15 protein-coding genes are annotated in these 20,066 nt (G+C 64.1%); 9 read left to right on the top strand and 6 right to left on the bottom strand.

The window, feature by feature from the left end; all coding sequences use genetic code 11:
* Positions 1-26 precede the first annotated feature (26 nt).
* Complete coding sequence (locus tag BLT65_RS14015) at positions 27-1,661, top strand: acyl-CoA synthetase (RefSeq protein WP_091778485.1); 1,635 nt, start codon at positions 27-29, stop codon at positions 1,659-1,661.
* A gap of 26 nt (positions 1,662-1,687) precedes the next feature.
* On the opposite strand, the gene BLT65_RS14010 is transcribed toward BLT65_RS14015, so the two are convergent.
* Complete coding sequence (locus tag BLT65_RS14010) at positions 1,688-2,227, bottom strand: Lrp/AsnC family transcriptional regulator (RefSeq protein WP_035539518.1); 540 nt, start codon at positions 2,225-2,227, stop codon at positions 1,688-1,690.
* A 158-nt stretch (positions 2,228-2,385) separates the two neighbouring features.
* On the opposite strand from BLT65_RS14010, the gene mdeB reads away from it, so the two are divergent.
* A complete protein-coding gene (gene mdeB, locus BLT65_RS14005) occupies positions 2,386-5,100 on the top strand; it encodes an alpha-ketoglutarate dehydrogenase (RefSeq protein WP_091778483.1) in 2,715 nt (904 codons plus the stop codon).
* A 765-nt stretch (positions 5,101-5,865) separates the two neighbouring features.
* Here mdeB and BLT65_RS14000 read toward each other — a convergent pair.
* Together BLT65_RS14000 and BLT65_RS13995 are read right to left on the bottom strand one after the other, a co-directional pair.
* The gene (locus BLT65_RS14000; protein WP_091778619.1) at positions 5,866-6,255 is read right to left on the bottom strand and encodes a YybH family protein; all 390 of its coding nucleotides are present in this window, start codon (positions 6,253-6,255) and stop codon (positions 5,866-5,868) included.
* Between the two features lie 83 nt (positions 6,256-6,338).
* Entirely contained in the window at positions 6,339-7,235 is an 897-nt protein-coding gene (locus tag BLT65_RS13995) for an EamA family transporter (protein WP_091778481.1), read from the bottom strand.
* 98 nt (positions 7,236-7,333) lie between these two features.
* Between BLT65_RS13995 and BLT65_RS13990 the strand changes: the two genes are divergently transcribed.
* The 3 genes from BLT65_RS13990 (at position 7,334) to BLT65_RS13980 (ending at position 9,495) form a co-directional block, all read left to right on the top strand.
* Positions 7,334-8,230: a LysR substrate-binding domain-containing protein gene (locus BLT65_RS13990; RefSeq protein ID WP_091778479.1), complete on the top strand. Its 897-nt coding sequence runs from the start codon at positions 7,334-7,336 to the stop codon at positions 8,228-8,230.
* Between the two features lie 168 nt (positions 8,231-8,398).
* A complete protein-coding gene (locus BLT65_RS13985; RefSeq protein WP_042311577.1) occupies positions 8,399-9,070 on the top strand; it encodes a TetR/AcrR family transcriptional regulator in 672 nt (223 codons plus the stop codon).
* 221 nt (positions 9,071-9,291) lie between these two features.
* Positions 9,292-9,495, top strand: a complete 204-nt coding sequence (locus tag BLT65_RS13980) for a hypothetical protein (protein WP_091778477.1) — start codon at positions 9,292-9,294, stop codon at positions 9,493-9,495.
* A 109-nt stretch (positions 9,496-9,604) separates the two neighbouring features.
* Here BLT65_RS13980 and BLT65_RS13975 read toward each other — a convergent pair whose 3' ends face one another.
* Positions 9,605-9,766 carry a DUF1328 family protein gene (locus BLT65_RS13975; RefSeq protein ID WP_007590496.1) on the bottom strand — a complete coding sequence of 54 codons (162 nt, stop codon included), beginning with the start codon at positions 9,764-9,766 and terminating at the stop codon, positions 9,605-9,607.
* A gap of 166 nt (positions 9,767-9,932) precedes the next feature.
* Here BLT65_RS13975 and BLT65_RS13970 point away from each other — a divergent pair, with 166 nt between their 5' ends.
* Positions 9,933-10,424 (top strand): 2-thiouracil desulfurase family protein, encoded by a 492-nt coding sequence (locus BLT65_RS13970; RefSeq protein ID WP_091778475.1) that lies wholly within the window; start codon positions 9,933-9,935, stop codon positions 10,422-10,424.
* Between the two features lie 24 nt (positions 10,425-10,448).
* On the opposite strand, the gene BLT65_RS13965 is transcribed toward BLT65_RS13970, so the two are convergent.
* Positions 10,449-11,099: a LysE family translocator gene (locus tag BLT65_RS13965; RefSeq protein ID WP_091778473.1), complete on the bottom strand. Its 651-nt coding sequence runs from the start codon at positions 11,097-11,099 to the stop codon at positions 10,449-10,451.
* An 86-nt stretch (positions 11,100-11,185) separates the two neighbouring features.
* The gene (locus BLT65_RS13960) at positions 11,186-12,001 is read right to left on the bottom strand and encodes an AraC family transcriptional regulator (RefSeq protein WP_091778617.1); all 816 of its coding nucleotides are present in this window, start codon (positions 11,999-12,001) and stop codon (positions 11,186-11,188) included.
* A gap of 504 nt (positions 12,002-12,505) precedes the next feature.
* On the opposite strand from BLT65_RS13960, the gene BLT65_RS13955 reads away from it, so the two are divergent.
* The 3 genes from BLT65_RS13955 to BLT65_RS13945 all read left to right on the top strand — a co-directional run bounded on the left by BLT65_RS13955 (position 12,506) and on the right by BLT65_RS13945 (position 19,984).
* Complete coding sequence (locus BLT65_RS13955; RefSeq protein ID WP_091778471.1) at positions 12,506-15,388, top strand: bifunctional glycoside hydrolase/polysaccharide deacetylase family protein; 2,883 nt, start codon at positions 12,506-12,508, stop codon at positions 15,386-15,388.
* Complete coding sequence (locus BLT65_RS13950) at positions 15,378-19,358, top strand: tetratricopeptide repeat protein (protein WP_091778469.1); 3,981 nt, start codon at positions 15,378-15,380, stop codon at positions 19,356-19,358. Before BLT65_RS13955 ends, BLT65_RS13950 begins: the two co-directional genes overlap by 11 nt.
* A gap of 74 nt (positions 19,359-19,432) precedes the next feature.
* Complete coding sequence (locus tag BLT65_RS13945) at positions 19,433-19,984, top strand: hypothetical protein (RefSeq protein WP_007590510.1); 552 nt, start codon at positions 19,433-19,435, stop codon at positions 19,982-19,984.
* Positions 19,985-20,066: the final 82 nt, after the last annotated feature.

Genomic DNA, 20,066 nt, shown 5'->3' with positions numbered 1-20,066 from the left:
CGTACCCAATACTTAGGAGACACCGGATGCTTCCCGCCGCTGACAGCTACGACGCCCTCGTCGCCGCGTTTGAATGGCGCATTCCGCCGCAGTACAACATCGGCATCGATGCGTGCGACAAATGGGCCGACGGCAGCGGCCGCCTTGCGTTGATCTGCGAGACGCGCGACGGGCAAGCAACGCGCTACACATTCGACGAACTCAAGTCGCTGTCCGACCGTTTCGCCAACGCGCTGCGCAGAAGCGGCGTGAAGAAGGGCGATCGTGTCGGCATCTTTCTCGCGCAATCGGTGGAAACGGCGCTCGCGCATCTCGCCGTCTACAAGTGCGGCGCGATCGCCGTGCCGCTCTTCGCGCTGTTCGGTCCCGACGCGCTGCAATACCGCTTGTCCGACAGTGGCGCCGTTGCGCTCGTCACGGACCTCGGCGGCGCGCAGAAAATCGCCTCGGTGCGTTCGAGCCTGCCCGAATTGCGTTCGATCTTCTGCGTCGACACCGACCATACGGATACCGCCTTGCAGGTCGAATCGTTCTGGTCGGCGTTGAACGAATCGCCCGCCGCCTTCGACGCGGAGCCGACCTTAGCCGACGATCCCGCCGTCATCATCTACACGTCCGGCACGACGGGCAAGCCGAAGGGCGCGTTGCATGCGCATCGCGTGCTGCTCGGCCATCTGCCCGGCGTCGAGATGCCGCAAGCGTTCTTCCCGAACGACGCGCGCCTGATGTGGACGCCCGCCGACTGGGCGTGGATCGGCGGGCTGTTCGATGTGCTGCTGCCGTCGTGGCATCACGGCGTCGCCGTGCTGGCGCGGCGCTTCGAGAAGTTCGACGGCGAGGCCGCGTTCGACCTGATGCAGCGTCACGCCGTCACGCATGCGTTCCTGCCGCCGACGGCATTGAAGATGATGCGCGCCGTCGAACATCCCGAGCGCTGGGCACTGTCGCTGCGCGCGGTGGCGAGCGGCGGCGAATCGCTTGGCGCGGAGCTGATCGAATGGGGACGGCGCGCGCTCGGCGTGACGATCAACGAGTTCTACGGGCAGACGGAGTGCAACGTGGTCGTGGCATCGTGCGCGACGTTGTTCGAGCCATGCTTCGGTTCGATCGGCAAGGTGGTGCCGGGCCATCGCGTAGCGATCGTCGATGACACGGGGCACACGGTGCCGCGAGGCGAGCCCGGTAACATCGCGATCCACGCGCCCGACCCGGTGATGTTCCTCGGCTACTGGCGCAACGAAAGCGCCACGCGCGACAAGTTTCGTGGCGACTGGCTGCTGACGGGCGACATGGGACTGATGGACGCGGATGGCTTTATCCGCTTCGTTGGCCGCGACGACGATGTGATCACGAGCGCCGGTTACCGGATCGGTCCCGCGCCGATCGAAGACTGTCTGCTGCGTCATCCCGCCGTGCGGATGGCGGCTGTGGTCGGCGCACCCGATGCGCAGCGCACGGAGATCGTCACCGCGTTCGTCGTGCTGAACCCCGGCTATCAGCCGAGCGACGCGCTCGTGCAGACGCTGCAGGAGCACGTGAAGACGCATCTCGCCGCGCACGAGTATCCGCGCGCGATCCATTTCGTCGACGCGTTGCCGATGACGGCGACGGGCAAGGTCATCCGGCGCGAGTTGCGCGAGCGCGTGACGCCGCCGCGCTAATCAATCCGGCGCGCGGGTGGTCCAGATCACGCCCACTCACGCGGCGCATCGTCCTCCGTCGACAGCGTCAGGCCCGCGACGGGCAGCGGCAACGCCGTCTTGTAGCGCACCTGCTTGAGCGCGAAGCTCGAGCGGATGTTCGACACGCCCGGAATCTTCGTGAGCCACTGCACGATGAACCGTTCCAGGCTCTGCATATCGGGCACGACGACGCGCAGCAGATAGTCGGCGTCGCCCGTCATCAGATAGCACTCCATCACCTCGGGGCGTTCGCCGACTTCCTGCTCGAAGCGGCGCAGCGCGTCTTCGACCTGCTTTTCGAGGCTCACCTGAATGAACACGTTGATGCGCAGGCCGAGCGCCCCGGCGTCGAGAAGCGTGACCTGCTGACGGAACAGGCCGAGCTTTTCGAGCGCGCGCACGCGGTTGAAGCAGGGCGTCGGCGACAGATTGACGGCGCGCGCCAGCTCCGCGTTGGTGATGCGCGCGTTCTGCTGCAACTGCTGCAGGATCGCGATGTCGATGCGGTCCAGCCGCCGCGCGGCCGGTTTTGCGTCTGAACTCATGGTGTAAATATTCCGCGTAAGGTCGACTTGCCAGAATAAATACACTATCTGAAAGCGCTGACGCAAGCAAAAGAGACGCACATTTTGCGGATGCATGGGTAAGCTGATTACACGTTTTCGAGTCGTCTTCACGTACGTTTTTCAGCCGGAGTTGTGCCATGACGGACTTATCGAGCGGTGCCCGCCCCGTTCTTGCCCTCACTCAAGCTCGCATCGACAGCGATCCGCAGGAGACGGCCGAATGGCTGGCTGCGCTCGATGGCGTCGTCCAGCACGTCGGCCTTGAACGTGCGCAATATCTGTTCGACCGGCTGGCCGCGCATGCGCTGGGCAACGGCGTCGCGACGGCGCGCGCGAATGTCACGCCGTACGCGAATACGATTCCCGTCGATCAGCAATCACCGTATCCGGGCGATCTCGACACTGAAGAAAAACTCGCCGCTGCATTGCGCTGGAACGCGCTCGCGATGGTGGTGCGGGCCAATCGCGCGTATGGGGAACTGGGCGGCCATATCGCGAGCTATGCGTCGGCGGCTGATCTGTTCGAAGTCGGCTTCAATCATTTTTTCCGCGCTTCGAATGAGCTGCATGGCGGCGATCTCGTCTACTTCCAGCCGCATTCGTCGCCGGGCGTGTATGCGCGCGCGTTCCTCGAAGGCTTTCTCGACGAGACGCATCTCGAACACTATCGCCGCGAGATCGCGGGGCCGGGCTTGTGTTCGTATCCGCATCCGTGGCTGATGCCGGACTTCTGGCAGTTCCCGACGGGCTCGATGGGCATCGGTCCCATCAACTCGATTTACCAGGCGCGCTTCATGCGCTACCTGCAAAACCGCGGCCTGCAGAAGACGGAAGGCCGCAAGGTATGGGGCTTCTTCGGCGACGGCGAGATGGACGAGCCGGAATCGATTGGTGCGTTGTCGCTGGCGGCGCGCGAAGGGCTCGACAACCTCGTGTTCGTGATCAACTGCAATCTGCAGCGGCTCGACGGCCCAGTGCGCAGCAACGGCCGCATCATCGACGAACTTGAAGCGCAGTTCACGGGCGCGGGCTGGAACGTCATCAAGGTCGTGTGGGGCTCGGACTGGGATGCCCTGTTTGCGCGCGACCGCACGGGCGCCTTGCTGCGCGCATTCGCGCACACGGTGGACGGCCAGTTCCAGACCTTCTCGGCCAACGACGGCGCCTACAACCGCGAGCGCTTCTTCGGGCAAAACCCGGAGCTTGCCGCGCTCGCCGCGCATCTGAGCAACGATGATATCGACCGCTTGCGGCGCGGCGGCCACGACGTGCGCAAGCTGCACGCTGCGTATGACCGCGCGTTGAAGCACAGCGGCCAGCCCACGGTGATTCTCGCGAAGACGATGAAGGGCTTCGGCATGGGCGCGATCGGCCAGGGGCGCATGACGACGCACCAGCAGAAGAAGCTCGACGTCGAGCAGTTGAAGGCGTTTCGCGATCGCTTTCGCCTGCCGTTGTCCGATAGCGACGTCGAGCAACTCAAGTTCTACAAACCAGCGGAAAACAGCCCGGAAATGCAGTACCTGCATGCACGCCGGGCTGCCTTGGGAGGCTATCTGCCCAGAAGGCGGAAAGCGGCATCGCAGACACCGACCGTGCCTGCGATGTCTTCCTGGGGACAATTCGCGCTGGACGCGAACGGCAAGGAGATGTCGACGACGATGGCGATCGTGCGGATGCTCGGCAGCCTGTTGAAGGATGCGTCGCTTGGGTCGCGCGTCGTGCCCGTCGTCGCCGACGAGGCGCGCACCTTCGGCATGGCCAACCTGTTCCGCCAGGTCGGCATCTATTCGCCGCTCGGCCAGTTGTACGAGCCGGAAGACATGGGCTCGATGCTCTACTACCGCGAAGACACGGGCGGGCAGATTCTCGAAGAGGGCATTTCGGAGGCGGGCGCGGTGTCGTCGTGGATCGCGGCGGCGACGTCGTACAGCGTGCATGATCTGCCCATGCTGCCGTTCTATATCTACTACTCGATGTTCGGCTTCCAGCGTATCGGCGACCTGATCTGGGCCGCAGCCGATCAGCGCGCGCGAGGCTTCCTGATCGGCGCGACGGCGGGCAAGACGACGCTCGGCGGCGAGGGCTTGCAGCATCAGGACGGCACGAGCCATCTGGCGGCATCGACGGTGCCTAACTGCCGGGCGTACGATCCCGCGTTTGCCTATGAAGTGGCGATGATCGTCGACGAAGGCATGCGCGAGATGATCGGGCGACAGCGCGACGTGTTCTATTACCTGACCGTCACGAACGAGAACTACGCGCAGCCTTCATTGCCTGCGGCTTCTTTTGATCGCGTGCGCGAAGGCGTGCTGAAGGGTATGTATCCGCTGGATGTTTCTTCGCTGGAGACCGCGCAGGTCCAGTTGCTGGGCTCGGGCGCGATACTCGGCGAAGTGCAGGCGGCCGCTCGCATGTTGAAGGACGACTGGAACATTGACGCCGCCGTGTGGAGCGTGACGAGCTTTACCGAGCTGCATCGCGATGGCGTCGCGTCGGAGCGCGCGGAGCGTCTGTTCAGCGATGCAGACACCGCGATGCCGTATGTGACCTCTGCGCTTGCTGCATCGCGCGGTCCGGTGATTGCCGCAACCGACTATGTGCGAGCCGTGCCCGAACTGATTCGCGCGTACGTGGCGCGTCGTTACGTGACGCTCGGCACCGATGGGTTTGGGCGCAGTGATACGCGCGCGGCGCTGCGGGCGTTCTTTGAAGTGGATCGCGCGTCGATTGTGATTGCTGCGTTGAAGGCTCTCGCCGATGAAGGCGCGATTGCGCGTGAGATTGTTGAGAAGGCGCTGGCGCAGTACAACTGTCATGGCGGTGATAGGGCGGCGCCTTGGGAAAGATGATGTTTCTTGAGTAGCGGACTCGTTCGATGTGCCTCTGCGCTGGATTAGTTGGTCTGGCTTTTGCGCTGGCATCCGCGATTACGTTAGCGTGCTTCACGCGTCGCCCCTGTGCGGGGCGGCACCTACTTTTCTTTGCCGCCGCAAAGAAAAGTAGGCAAAAGAAAGCGGCTCACACCGCCAATTCTTGTTTTTGCCTGAGGGCCCCCACAGGGTCTTACGCTTCACACGGCAGCATTTCTGTTCGCGTTCGTTGCCAACGCTTCGAATGATCACCTCACCCACTTCAAATACCCGCACACGTGCTAGCGGCAGCAAATGGTTTCTGCAGCCTAGGTGGCAAACTGTGTGTAGGTTGTTGCGTCGTATAGCTCGGCGCTCTTACATGGAGGCGCGCGCTATCGGTCCGAAGTGAGGCATGTGGAGTACTACGGCCTACACACAGTTTGCCACCTGGGCGGCGGTCGACTATCTGACAAGGCATGCTGTAACGCGGGAGCGTGAAGCGGGTGAGGCGCAGTGCAAGAGCGCTGGCAACAAACATGAGTCACGTGATTGCCGTGTGAAGCGTAAGACCCTGTAGGGGCCCTCAGGCAAACACAAGAACTGGCGGTGTGAGCCGCTTTCTTTTGCCTACTTTTCTTTGCGGCGGCAAAGAAAAGTAGGTGCCGCCCCGCACAGGGGCGACGCTTGAAGCACGCAGGCAATACGCGGATGCCAGCGCAACAGCAAAATCCGAAAATCAAAAAATGAAAAACCAAAAAACGCTTATCCCTGCACCACAAGCAAATTCGCATCCCGCGCAAGCAACCAGCGGCCATCGGTCTCCTTGCGCAGAATCGTGAGCGTATTACCGGCGTGCCGCACGGGCGGCGCAGAGCCATCCTTCTGCGTAATCGAAACTTCGAGTTGCGACCGCAGAAAAGCCCAGTCCCCCAGCACCTGAAGCTCCAGAATCTCGCTCTTACCGTCGACATCGACATTCTTCTGTCCTTCGGACGCCGCCATGAACGCGGCCTTTCCGAACGGCTTCTGCCCTGGCACCATGAAAATCGCGTCGTCGGTCATCAGGCTCAGCACGGTTGCCGTGTCGCCCGCCTTGCTGGCGGCGAGCCAGGTATCGATCAGTTGGCGAATGGCGCGTTCGTCGTCGGTCATGATGTGTTCCTTGCAGGTCGGCATACGATCCGTCGATTGTAGACGGCTCACATGTCGCATCATTCGGACCCGACCCGCGCGGTTCACTTCGACGTGACGATCACGCCAACGCTAGCGCTCACGACGAACAGCGTGCCTGCCAGTTGCAGCGCTGTCATCGGCTGATTCAGCACGATAAAGCCCGCCGCCGCACCGATGGCCGGCTCGACGCTCATCAGAATTCCGAACGACGCCGCAGGCATGTGGCGCAGCGCGATCATTTCAAGCGCGTACGGCAGCAGCGGAACGAGCACCGCAAGGCCCGCGGTGGCGGCCAACTGCATCGGCGCAATGTGCAGGCCGTGCTCGATGAGGCCGAAGGGCGTCGCGACGAGCGCTGCCGCGATCAGCGACACGGAGAGCCCTTCCAGCCCAGCGAACAGCGCGCCCGTCTTCTTCATCAACACGATATAGCTGCCCCAGCCGCACGCTGCGCCCACCGCGAGCAGCATGCCAACAGGCTCGCCGATCCATCCCGAACGATCATGCGCGAGCAGCAGCACGCCCGCGACGGCGAGCAGCGGCCACAGCAGCGCGCGCAGGCGCCGCACGCCGAGCGTCGCGACGGTCAGCGGGCCGAGAAAGTCGATCGCGACGGCAAGGCCGAGTGGAATGCGCTCGATCGCCGAAAAGAAACATAGCGTCATGCCCGCCATCGCCACGCCGAGCACGCCCGCCGCAATCCAGTGCGCACGCGAGTAGCTGCGCAGCTTCGGACGCACGACCAGCGCAAGGATCACAGCGGCCCACGCGAGCCGCAACCATGTCGTGCTGAACGCGCCGAATGCGGCCATGGTCGGCGCGGAGAGGGCGGCGCCGAACTGCACGCACGACATCGACAGCAGGCCGAGCAGCGCAGCCATGCCGACATGGCGTTTCGGCGCGGTAGATGGCGGCGCGGTGTCAAAGGAAATCGGTTCGGCAAGCGTGGAATTTTTCATGGGTTTGAGCGGGCACACTACAGACAGGCCCATCATATCGACGAAACGAGGGTTAAGATAAGCTGATATTTCTTATGCCGCTATCACGGACGCTAATAATGCGCGACTTCGACAGCAGCCTTCTCAGAGCCTTCGTGACGGTCGCCGAAACGGGCGGGATCAGCGCGGCCGCCGTGCGTCTCGCGCGCACGCAGGCGGCTGTCAGCATGCAGTTGCGCCGGCTGGAAGACGACATCGGCCAGCGGCTGCTGGACCGCACCCCGCGCGGCGTACGGCTGACGGACGCCGGGCATCGACTGCTGCCGTATGCGCACGCGATTCTCGGCGCGGGTGAAGACGCGCGGCGCGCGCTCGAAGTCGGCGACGTGGCGGGCACCGTGCGCCTCGGCATGCTCGAAGACGTTGCCGTGGGCCGCCTGCCGCGCGCGTTGCGGCGCTTTTCGGCCGCGCATCCGCAGGTCGCGCTGGAGATCGTCGTCGATGCGAGCGCAGCGCTGTCGCGGCGTCTCAACGACGGCGCACTCGATGTGCTCGTCGGCGATCCCGCGATGGTCGACGCGACGCCGCTCGTCACGTGGACGCAGCCGCTCTTCTGGGTCGGCGCGCGCGGTTATCTTGCCGACCCGCAATCGCCGTTGCCGCTCGTCGCGTTTGGCGGAGCGTGTCTGTGGCAGCAGCAGGTGATGACGGTACTGCGGCGTGCGGGCATCGCGTGGCGCGTCGTCTGCACGAGCACGAGCCTGCCCGCCGTGCAGTCGGCTGTCGAGGCTGGGCTGGGCGTATCGGTGCTGCTTGACGGCAATATCCGTTACGACACGATGCGCGTGCTGGGCGCCGCCGACGGCCTGCCGGAGCCGCCCGCCGCCGACCTCGGCCTGTTCGTGCGGCAGGCGGCGGGCGCGCAGGAAGCCGCCGTCGACGCATTGCGGACCTTCCTCTGCGAAGCGCTCGATCTCGACTTCATCGAGCGCGCGTCTAGAGCGCCACGCCGGTGATAGGCGGCGAGCCGCGTGATAACCTCGCTGCGGCGGATCGTGCATCGTTTTCGCGTCATGGCGTTTCATGATCGGCATGATTGATGCAAACTGCTTGCATCGAGGTTCGATGGAACATCACGTTGCACACCCAACGATCTTCAACCTTCATTGATTCACGGAGTTTCTTTGCCCACGACTCACCCGTCGCGTCGGCAGCCCAAGCAGGCGCGCGCCGAATTCGCGCTCGACAGCATTCTCGAAGCCGCCGCCCGCACGCTCGAATCCCATGGCAAGGCAGGGCTGACGACACAGCGTGTCGCCGATACGGCAGGCTTCAGCATCGGTGCGATCTATCAGTACTTTCCGAACAAGGAGGGGTTGATCGAAGCGCTCGCGCGGCGCGAGCTGGAACGCCTCACGGCGATGATGAAGGAAGCGCTCACGCAGCCCGCGCCGTTCGGCACGGGCCTGAACGCGCGCCGCATGATGCGCGCGACGGCGGCGTTCATCGGCGACCGTCCGCGCCTTTACAGCATCCTGCGCGCCGAATGGGCGGATGCCGCGCCCGATACGGCGATCGGACAGGGCATGCTGCGCTACTTCGAACTGATCGCGGGTACGCTGAACCGCGAGAACCCGGATCTCGGCAAACGCATCAAGCGCGACGAAGCGCGCTTCGTGCTGTTTCGCGCGATCTCCGGCGTCCTGCTCGCAACGGCGCTGGAACGGCCGCATTACTTCGGTACCGATGCGTTCGAAGACGAAATGGTCCGGCTGATTCTCGGCTTCCTGAACTACGATCTCAGTCCCGACATTCCGCGACTGGCGCCGGAGGATGATAGTTTTACAAGCGCGTGAAAGTTATGAGGTTTCCTCGTATACGCAACGGCGGGCTTGCGGGGGATTTTTCCTGGATGTCATATTGTGCGTCCGAGGGCTGCAAGCGCTCGCCGATTCCAATGGGTCATCCGGATGGCGAGCGTATAGTGGCCTCCTGAAGGACATATCAATTCGACACCGCCGCGACGGACACACGACGACACAGTCGGTCCGCGCGGACGGTGCGACCGGGGAAAGGCATGAACCATCACCAGCTTGAGTCCGCTCTCGACCATCTCGAGCATGTATTGGCGCGGATTTCCGGCACGGATCACATACCGCTGTCGTACTGGCGCAAGCGCATCGACGACGTGTCGGCCGCCGCGCGTATTCCCGCTCAAAAGAACCGCGCACGAAGGCTGGATGAGGCGCTGAGCGCGCTGGAGTCGCGCGGCGGGGCGTAATGCTATCGGGAGGAAAGTATTGCAAGCGGACGCACTATAAATTGCACGTCCGCCGGCAAGGTCCATCGCTTCGCTAACGCGTGAAGACCCAAAAGACCCGCGCGCAGCCCTAACGTCTGATCACGCCCATGAGCAGCGTGACGAGAAAGATCACAATAAAGATAAAGAACAGCACCTTCGCTATTTCGGCAGCGCCAGCGGCGATGCCGCCAAACCCGAAGATTGCCGCGATAATGGCGATGACGAAAAAGATGGCAGCGTATCGAAGCATGGAAGCCTCCACCAAAGGATTGCTGGACAGGTCGATCCGATGATCGACCCACGCGCGGGAACCGCATCGACAGACACAGGCGCCGCCGTCACGGCATGGAGCAACACCCGTGCCTATCGGGCAATGATCAGACGCCTGCGGCGCACTGAAACCCAATCGTCCCGTTATGGAAAGGATACTCGTTAGCGCGTGCCTCGCCGGTTTGCCGGTGCGATACGACGGTTCCGCGAAGACGCTCGCAAGCGTGCTGCTGCAGACGTGGCGTGATGAAGGGCGGCTCGTCGTCGTGTGTCCGGAAGTGGCGGCGGGCTTCGGCACGCCGCGCCGTCCCGCCGAAATCCAGTTGCGCCGCAACGGACGCGATGTGCTCGACGGTACGGCCAGCATTTGCGATAACGCTGGCGCGGACGTCACAGCGCTTTTCATCGACGGCGCGCGCCACGCGCTTCAGCAGGCGCTTGCGCATGACTGCCGCTACGCGCTGCTTGCCGACGGTAGTCCATCGTGCGGCAGCAGCTTTATCTATGACGGCACGTTTTCGAGCGTTGCGCACGACGCATCCGGCGTGACGGCCGCGTTGCTGGAGCGGCATGGTATTCGCGTGTTCGCGCCCAATGGGATCGATACGCTTGCAGCATTAATCGATAACAATCGATGACGCAGAGTCATTGGTACAACGACTTCATAGCCACTCGCGCGCGAGCATCGTCAGCACGCTCGCTGCGATCGTGAGCAGCACGACACCCGTGACGCGTTCGATCGCGGCGCTGTGCCTTGTGAAGCGCGCGACCACCGACGGATGCCCGATTCCCATCGCGACGAGCAGATCCCAGCCGAACACGGCAGCGAACATCCATACGCCGTACACGATCTGTGCGCCGAACGGCGCGTCGCGGGCCGCGAGCAGGGCAAACAGGCTTGCGTAAAAGAGCGCGTTCTTCGGATTGAGGATCGCGGATGCGAAACCCATCGCGAAAGGTGTATGCCACGCACCTGTCTGCGGCGCTGGCGAGCCGTCCTGCACATGCGCCGCAATCGATGCCGCCCTTGCATGCCGAAGCATCAATACGCCGAGGTAGAACAGATAAGCGCAGCCCGCTGCCTGCACGAGCGCGAAGGCGATCCCATGCCGATGCAGCGCTGCAAAGCCGCCGACGGCGAGCGCGATGAACACGCCGTTTGCGCAGGCAATGCCGAAGCACACGGCGCCCGTCTTGCGCCAGCCGCGCAACAGCGCACTGCGCGCGATCAGAAAAAAATCCGGGCCGGGACTGAGCAACGCAAGAAGATGCGCGCCTGCGACCATCGCGAATTGCTGAAGAGAAAGGCCCATCTCGACTCCTTATGTGTGACGGGAGTCTGCTGGACAGGCGAACGAAGATATTGAAGAAAAGTGCGCGACGCGAAGCAGAAGGGTGCTTACGACACGGCAGCGCGGCGGTAAGCGCCCGGCGTCATCGCGACGCGCTCCTTGAAGGCGCGCTGGAAATGCGCTTGATCCGCGAAACCAAGCTCATGCGCGATGGCGGTGAGCGCTTGTCCGTGACGCAACAGACGCCGCGCCGCGTTGATACGCAGATCGAGCTGATACGCATGGGGCGACATGCCCGTCGCGGCACGGAACGCTCGAATGAACGCATAGCGGCTCATGCCCGCCATCTGCGCGAGTTGCGCAATGGGCAGGCGCTCGCCGTACGCGTCATGCAGAAGGCCGGTGATGCGCGCGAGGCGCTCGGCTGCGATGCGCGGCACGGGCAGAACGTCGCGCGCCTCGCCGAGCCACGAACGTTCGCTGACGAACAGGATCAGCGCCGCTTCCTTCTCGGCGCTATCCGCGTTCGAGAACAACTGCCGGTTGAGCGCGCAGTAACGCAGGTACGCTTCGCGGTTCTCGTTGATCGACGGACGCGCAAGCACGGCATCGGCGTCCGCGCTGCCGTTTTCGCGCAGCACCGCGCTCGCCCACGCGACGTCGAGATGAAGCATCTGATAACTCCACTCGCTCTCCGTATCGGGATTGCACGAGTGGACCCGCATCGCAGGAATCAGCACAAGACTGCCCGGACCGAGGCGCGCGCGGTCGTCACCGCACGCGTAGTTGCTGTGCCCGCTGTCGACGGCGCCGATCGATAGCGTCTCGTGCGTATGCGGCACATAGCACGCGCGCGAATGAGAAGCGAGCCGGCTTTCGACGAACGGCAGCTGCGGATCGCACCAATAACGTTGATCGTTCATGTGCCCGATGATCGCATGAACGTGTGCGCCGACGCGAGTTGCAATGCGTTGCAACCGCGAAATCGTTTGCGCGCCTTTCAATAGCGAAATATTGGGCTTTTAAAATGGCCGCATCCTGCATGAAATGCCGGGTATTGCGCTGGCGTCGAATTGAAAAATAATGAAAAGTGTATATGCGTTCGCTATTATCTGTTTAACGTTTGCGAGCCTTTCTCAGATTAATGCGGTATCGATTGTGCCCATCGTTTAAGCGTTTTTAGTCGCGTGATCTTTTTGCGACACCCGTCTTTTTTGACGTTGGACGCGTTAGAATTCGCGCCGATTCACAGAGATAGCGCTTCATATCCTCTGATCTTTCCAGTCTGCAGATTTTCATCCGCATGTGGCGGATGGCCAGTATTTAACATTTGGTCATCCAATGCTGCCGTAGGGACATAAATCCCGGGGAAAACCGGCGCTTTAAAGCCGGTCGGTAAAAAAGTAATAAACCGAAGAAAAAATCGTATGCCAGTGGGGATTCAATCGATATTCGAAGCGCGACCGGCGCTCGACGGGGTAATGCAAGGCGATAAGCCGCGAATGGACAGAACGATGATGGCGCAACCGCGCGCTCTCGTTCGTGCGCTCGCGCACGCTCGCATGGTTGCGCTCACGGCGACAGCCGCGCTTGCGCTGCACGGCGTCGCCGCGCATGCGCAGACGCAGGCACAAGCTCCGGCGTCCACTCAGTTGCACGCGCAAGCATCGAGCGGTGTCCAGGCGCCGCACGTCAATCTCGCATTCTTCTATGGCTCGCGCGTGCCTGTTGGCGAGTTGCAGGCGTTCGATGCCGTCGTGATCGATCCCGCCAGCGGCTTCGATCCTGCCGCGCATCCGCTGCGTCATACCGTGTGGCTTGCGCGCACGCATGCCGATGCCGCGCAAGGCACGCCCGACGCATTCGTCGCTGCACAGATCGAACCGCTCTGGCAGCGCGGCTATCGCGGCTTCCTGCTCGACACGCCGGCGGCCATTGCAGCTGTCGATGCGATCCGCGCTGCGCATCCCGACGCGCGTCTCGTGATCGGCGGCGACGCGGCGTTGCAAGCCGCGTTGCCGTATTCGAAAGCGCTATATGCGGTGATCGGACCTTCGATCGTGCGCGACGCAGCGAGCGGAAACGTCGCGGCAGGCGAGCGCGACGCGCGCATCGCCGCCGCGCAACAGTTCACGCAAACGACGGGCGTGCCCGTGGTATCGATCGAAACCTGTCCCGCCGACGACCGTGCCTGCGCGCGCGCAACGGCCGCGCAGGTGCTCGCCGCGGGCGTCACGCCGTATGTGACGAACGCGTCGCTGAACGTGGTCGGCATCGGCGCGATCGAAGTGCTACCGCGCAAGGTGCTGATCGTGCAGGACAGCGACGAAGACCTGCCGCTCGACGAAACGCCCGGCGTGCGCGATCTCGCGACGCCGCTCAACTATCTCGGCTACGACGTCGAATACGCGAACGTCCACGAGCCGCTGCCCGAGGGCATCACGCCGGACCGCTATGCGGGCGTCGTCGCGTGGCTGCAGGGCGACGAGACGCCGAACAGCGGCGCGTGGCGCGCGTGGGTCGATGCGCGCCTCGCGGCGCACGTGCCGATGGTTTTTCTCGGCCAGTTCGGTTTCGATGCGGCAGAAGACGAAGGGCGCGCGCTTGATCTGCAAGCCGTGGCGGGGCCGTTCGCGGACAAGATCGAAGTCGTCACGCGCGATCCGATGGTCGGCTTCGAAGTCGATCCCAAGCTCGGCACGCGCGACCTGACGGGCGTTCAGGTTGGCAGCGCGAGCAAGTCGTTGCTGCGCGTGAAGAGCGGCGAAGCGACGCTCGACCAGATCGCCATCACGCCGTGGGGCGGCTTCGCGATGAGCCCGTACACGGTGGTCTCGCTCAACGGCATCGGCCAGGAGCGTTGGGCTATCCAGCCGATCGAGTTTCTGCGTCAAGCGTTGCGTCTGCAACCGATGCCGTCACCGAGCGTCACCACGGAAAACGGCCGGCGTCTTTTCATGTCGCATGTGGACGGCGACGGCTTTGCGTCGCGCGCGGAATTTCCCGGCGCCGACTATTCGGGCGAAGCGCTGTTCCAGCAGATATTCACGCGCTACAAGGTGCCGATGACGCTGTCGGTGATCGAAGGCGAAGTGGGGCCGAAGGGCCTGTATCCGCAGATCTCGCCGCGACTCGAAGAGATCGCGCGCAAGATGTTCGCGCTGCCTTATGTGGCGATCGGCACGCACACGTATTCGCATCCGTTCGAGTGGGAGAACGTCGACGCGAAGACGGGAGAGCGCATCGATCGCGGCGGCGGCGACACAGCCTTCTCGCTGAATATCCCGAACTACACGTTCAATATCGACCGCGAAGTTACGGGCTCGATCGACTACATCAACTCGCGTCTCGCGCCCCCGGGCAAGAAGACGACGATCCTGCAGTGGCCGGGCAACTGCGAGCCGCCTGCGATCGTCGTGCGTAAGGTCTATGCAGCGGGCGTCGACAACGTGAACGGCGGCGACACCGTGATCACGAAGAGCGCGAACAGCTGGACCAATATCGCGCCCATCGGCGTGCTGAAGGGGCCGGGCGCGTATCAGGTGTACGCGCCGAACCAGGACGAGAACGTCTACACGAACGACTGGCTCGGCCCGTTCTACGGCTTCACGCGCGTGCTCGAAACTTTCGACATGACGGACAAGCCGCTGCGCTTCAAGCCGATCGATATCTACTACCACATGTACAGCGGCACGAAGGTCGCGTCGCTGCGCGCACTCGACCAGATTTTCGCGGCCGTGCTCAAGCAGCCGGTGCTGCCCGTGCATATGACGGACTACGCGCACAAGGTGCTCGACTGGCGCTCGTTCGCTGTCGCGCGCACGGTGCAAAGCGAGGCGTCGAACGCGAAGTCGAGCGACTGGATCGTGCGCGGCAACGGCGAAGTGCGCGAACTGCACTGGCCGCTGACGACCTCGCCCGATCTGCACGCGTCGCGCGGCGTGACGGGCTACGCGGCGGGACCGGACGGCACGTACATCCACATCACCGATGGCGCGGCGCGTGTGTCGTTCGACCGGTCCGGCGCACCGGCCCCGGGTGCGCTGTCGAAAGCGGATGCGCTGCCGTACATCGCCGAAGCGAATGGCTTCGTGCGCGATTTCAAACGCGACGGCAAGAACATGTCGTTCGAGTTCGGCAGCTACTACCAGCCGTTCGTGAAGCTCGCGAATGCACAGACGTGCAGCGCGACAGTGGCGGGCCGCGCGGTGCCGCTGCAACGCGACGGAGCCTACGTCCGCTTCGACACGCCCGCGCTCAATGCGCTCGAAGCCCACTATCAGCCCGTCGAGATCCGCTGTGAACGATAAAACGAACGACAAACGTCCCCGTATCGTTCCGACGTGGCTCGTCTACACGCTCACGGGCGTGGTGCTCGCGACCATGTACGGCGTGTCGCCGCGCGGCGGCTTGCGCCAGCGCGTCGCGTCCGTCGGTGCGCCGAGCGAGTTGAGCGTCGCGTACCTGGAAGCGTGGTCGAAGGTGCGTCCCGACAACGAGGAATTCCTGTCGTTGCTGGGCGCGCAATATCTGTATCTGGGACGCACCGACGACGCCGAGCGCATCGCCACGCGCATGCAAGCGCTCGGCACCGACGACATGATGCGCAGCGCGATGATGCTGCATCTGTCGGTGACGGAGCAGCGCACCTTCGCGATTCCCGAAGAAGACCCGCGCCGCGCGCCCGCGCTCGAAGAGCTGCGCGCGCGTCTGACGCAGGCTGCGAAGCTGCCGTGGGCGCCGAAGGATCTGGAGTGGCTCGCGCAGCGTTCGGCCGCCGTCGGCATGCCCGATCTCGCGGCGCATCTGTATGCGCGTCTGTCGGCCAACGATCCCGACGGACGCACGAAGTGGGACACGCAGATCACGCGTTACGCGCTGCAGGTCGGTGACTACCACGCAGCCGCCGATGCATGGTTCCGTCAGGAAGCCGTGGCGCAGACGCGCGACGAGCAGCGCCGTTGCTTCGTCGCGGGCGTGCGCACGCTGCAGTCGGGCAATCTGCTCGACGACGCACTGACGGCCGCCGACGCGCATCTCGGCAAGCTCGCCGACGATCCCGCGACGCTCATCGTGTTGCTCAATCTCGCGCGCGCGGCGAATCGTCCGGATGCAGTCGACCGGTACGCGAAGCTGCTGGCGAAGTACGCGCTCGCCGAGCCGTCGTCGCCGCTGGCCGAGCATGTGCGCAGCGTGGCGCAAGCGGGATATGCGTATATGGATGGTCCCGTCGCGTATCGGCATGGCGGCTCGCTCGTCAGCCTGCGTGCCGCCATGCGCGAGGCAGCGGCGCAAGAGCAGGGCGAAGTGCGCGTGATCCGCGTTGCCACGCAAGCAGCGCCAGTAGCACCCGCAGCGCAAGTGCCGCAAGCCGCAAGCAGCGTGAACAGTGTTGACGCATCCGCAGTCCGCTCGGACCCGAGCGTCGCGAACGTCGTGTTTCAGGCCTTCGTCGAATCGGGCGATCTGGCGAGCGCACAGAAGGTCGCCGCGCAGCAGGTGCAGCGCGATCCGCGTTCGGTGGAATGGGTCAAGCGTCTCGCGCAGGTCGCCGAATGGAATCGCGATCCGTCGCTCGCGCTGAAGTCCTGGCTCGACTATGCGCAACTGTCGAATGATCAGGTTGGCTGGCAGAACGTGCTGCGCATCGCGCCGATGCTCGACGACGACGAAGCCTATCTGACGGCACTCGTCCACGAAGCGCGTGCGAAACCGAACGACCTGAAGCTGATCGACAACGTGACGGCAACGTACGAACGTCTCGGCCGTCCCGACGATGGCCTCGCGTTCCTGCGCTCGCTGCCGCGCGCGACGAACGCCGATGCGATCGATCAACGCATCGGCCAGCTCGCAGAGCGCGCGGGTCATGACGATCAGGCGCTCGCGACGTATCGCGCGGTGCAGGCGCGTCATCCGAACGACGCGAATGCGGCGCTGCGCACGGCGAGCGTGCTGTACCGGCAGGGCGACTATCGTGCGTCGCTGGCCGCGCTGAAAACGGCGCGCGCGGGCGCGAAAGACAGCGACGAGGACTTCTGGCGTAACTACGCCGAACTCGCGCGTCTGCTGCAACGGGACGACGACGCGAACGAAGCGTATTTCCATCTGATCGCGAGCGGCGCGGCGACGCCCGAAGACCTCGGCGACATGACGTACTTCTACGACCCGTATCCGATCGATGCAGGCCGTGTCGCCGAATTGCGTTATCGCCGCGATCACACGGTGCGCGCGTTGCAGGACGCGATCTTCTACTACACCGACGCGCAGGCGATGGACCGCATCGCGACGCTGCTCGCGAGCCTCACGCCCGACGAGCTCAAAGCGGCCGAAGCCTCGCCCGCACTGCTCGGCGTGCGCGCCGAATACTACCGCCTCATCAACGAACCGCAGAAGGCGCTCGCCGATCTGAAGCGCGCCGTCGATTTGCCGGGTGCGAGCTCCGATCTGCGCGCGGCGTATCTGTGGACGCTGGTCGACTACGGCAGCGACGGCGATCTGCGCGAAGCGCTCAAGCGCTGGCGCGGCAGTGCCGATCAAAGCTCGGCCTTGTGGGAGCCGTACGCAGCCGCCGAAATGCGCCTGAACCGGCCCGTCGCGGCGCTCGAATATCTGCGCCGCCAGTCGGCGATGATGTCGCGCGATCCGCTGTGGCTGCTCACCTATGCCGACGCGCAGGAGCAGGCGGGGCATGACGGCCTCGCGTGGTCGATCCGCAAGAAGGTGTGGCTGCAGATGCAGCAGGACGAAGCGCAACTCGTGAAGCTGCATGGCGCGCAGCGCGCGGCGATGCGCGGCCGCACCGCGCAGGACGCCGAGACGCTCGAAGACCTGCGTGGCCGACGCGTGACGCTCTCGGCCGAATACGCAACGGGCGATACGTCCGCTGCGCTGCTCGACAGCCTGATGTCGGCGCGGCCCGCATCGGCTGACAATGCCATCGCACGCCGCACGATGATCGGCACGGCGAAGGGGCTGCCGGGCGGTGCGCCGCTGGACGGCGCAGGGTTGCCGGAGAACGCGCGCGTACGCGGCGCCGTCGCGAAGGAAGTGGCCGTGGCGTGGGCGCTGTCGAAGGAAAGCAATCCGCTGGCGAAGCGCTGGCTCGCGCAGCAATACGCGGAGCGCCTGTCGCGTCCCGCCGATGCGCAGCTGACCATCGCGCTTGCGGAGAACGATATCCCCGAGATGGAACGCCTCCTCGCGGTGGAACGCTCGCGCCTGCCCGTCAACGACCGCATCGACGCGACGATCGCCGTCGACCGGCCGGATCGCGCGCAGCAGCTCGCGTTCAACGCGCTCGACGGCGCGCCGGAAGACACCGACCTGCATACGCGCGTGACGGAAACGACGCTCGACTGGCCGCAATCGATCGACGCCGATGTCGTCAATCACATCGAGCATCCGCTCGATTACGTCGAGACGACGCTCGCGGCCAGCCGCAAGATTGCCGAGCGCTACCTCGTCGGCGTAACGGCCGTGCAGCACTTCCAGCATTCGACGGACATCACGCAGCTGGTCAACGTGCCGTCCGTCGACCGCTGGCTCAACATCTACGGCGAGCGGCAAACGCGCGATACGTCGTTCACGATCACGGGCGGCCGGCGCGTCGGCTCGGCCGCGTTCTATACGCTCGATCTCGCGGGCGAAGTGGGGCGCAACTCGCCGCTGACACTCGGCGTGCGCGCGGGCCGCAACCAGGTCGCGGATGAAAACCAGACGCTGCTGATCGGTGGCATGAAGGACAACGTGATCGGCGATCTGACCTACCGGATGACGGAGCGGATCACGCTCACGGGCAGTGTCGAAGCGGACCGCTTCTATAGCCAGGCGCGCAACTACATCGGCAGCGGCGTGCTGTCGACGGCGGAAGTGACTTACCGCATCCGCACGACTTACCCGGACTACACGTTGCGCGCGCTGATCACGCACGGCGGTTACGGCGCAAGCGGCCAGCCTGACGCGCTGTTCACGCGCCTCCTGCCGACTGCCTTGCAGCCCGCGACCGCGCAGGACTTCATGCCGGACACGTACACGCAATACGGCTTCTACTTCGGCTTCGGCAACGATCTGCTCGAGCAGTACACGCATGCATGGCGTCCTTTCTTCGACGTGGGCATCGTGCATGACTCGATTCAGGGTTGGGGGCCGGACGTGAGTCTCGGCATTGCAGGCGCAGTGTTTGGCGGCGATCACCTGGCGGTGTTCCTTCAGCATCAGCGCGTGTCGAAGATCGGCACGCCCGTCACGTTGCTGGGCGCGCGGTACAAGTGGTTCTACTAATTCAGGTTCTACTGATTCGGGTTCTGCTGATTCGGCGAATTGGGACGATAACGACATTTCTGAGGAGTGGTTCGATGAGCAACATCAACGGCTGGACACGTTTGATCAAGTGGGTGGCGGCAGCGGCCGCTTCGGCGCTGGTGCTGGGCGCATGCGGTTCGATTCGCCAGGCGGGCTCGCCTGCCATCGAATCGAAGGACTCCGTCGCCGTCGTGACGATGGCGAACTTCACGGAAACGCCGGCAGCGGGCAGCAGCGCTGCGGCGATTGCGGCGAATGCGTTGCGTCAGAACGGCTTTGCCGATGTGCGTCTCGCGCCTGTCGATGCATCCGCGAATGCGATGTTCGACACCGCGCAGCGCGATATCGGCGAGAAGAAGCTCGCATGGGCGCGTGAGCAGCGCGTGAAGTACGTGCTGACGGGTGCTGTCGAAGAGTGGCGCTACAAGGTCGGCGTGGACGGCGAGCCCGTCGCGGGCGTGACGTTCGAGCTGATCGACGTGGCGTCGGGCCAGGTCGTGTGGAGCGCGACGGGTTCGAAGAGCGGCTGGACGCGCTCGAGCCTGTCGAGCGTCGCGTCGTCGCTGATCGGCAGCCTGCTGTCGCCGCTGCGCACGCGCGGCTGATGGCGTCGCGCGTCTGTCATGTGCTTCGTGACATGCGCGCGGCAATCTGCAATACCAGAGCAACTCGACACGTGATGAGGAG

This window comes from Paraburkholderia steynii (assembly GCF_900100565.1).
Lineage (GTDB): Bacteria > Pseudomonadota > Gammaproteobacteria > Burkholderiales > Burkholderiaceae > Paraburkholderia > Paraburkholderia terrae.
Note: the sequence above shows the minus strand (reverse complement) of the source record. Positions and strands in the feature narration are given on the sequence as shown.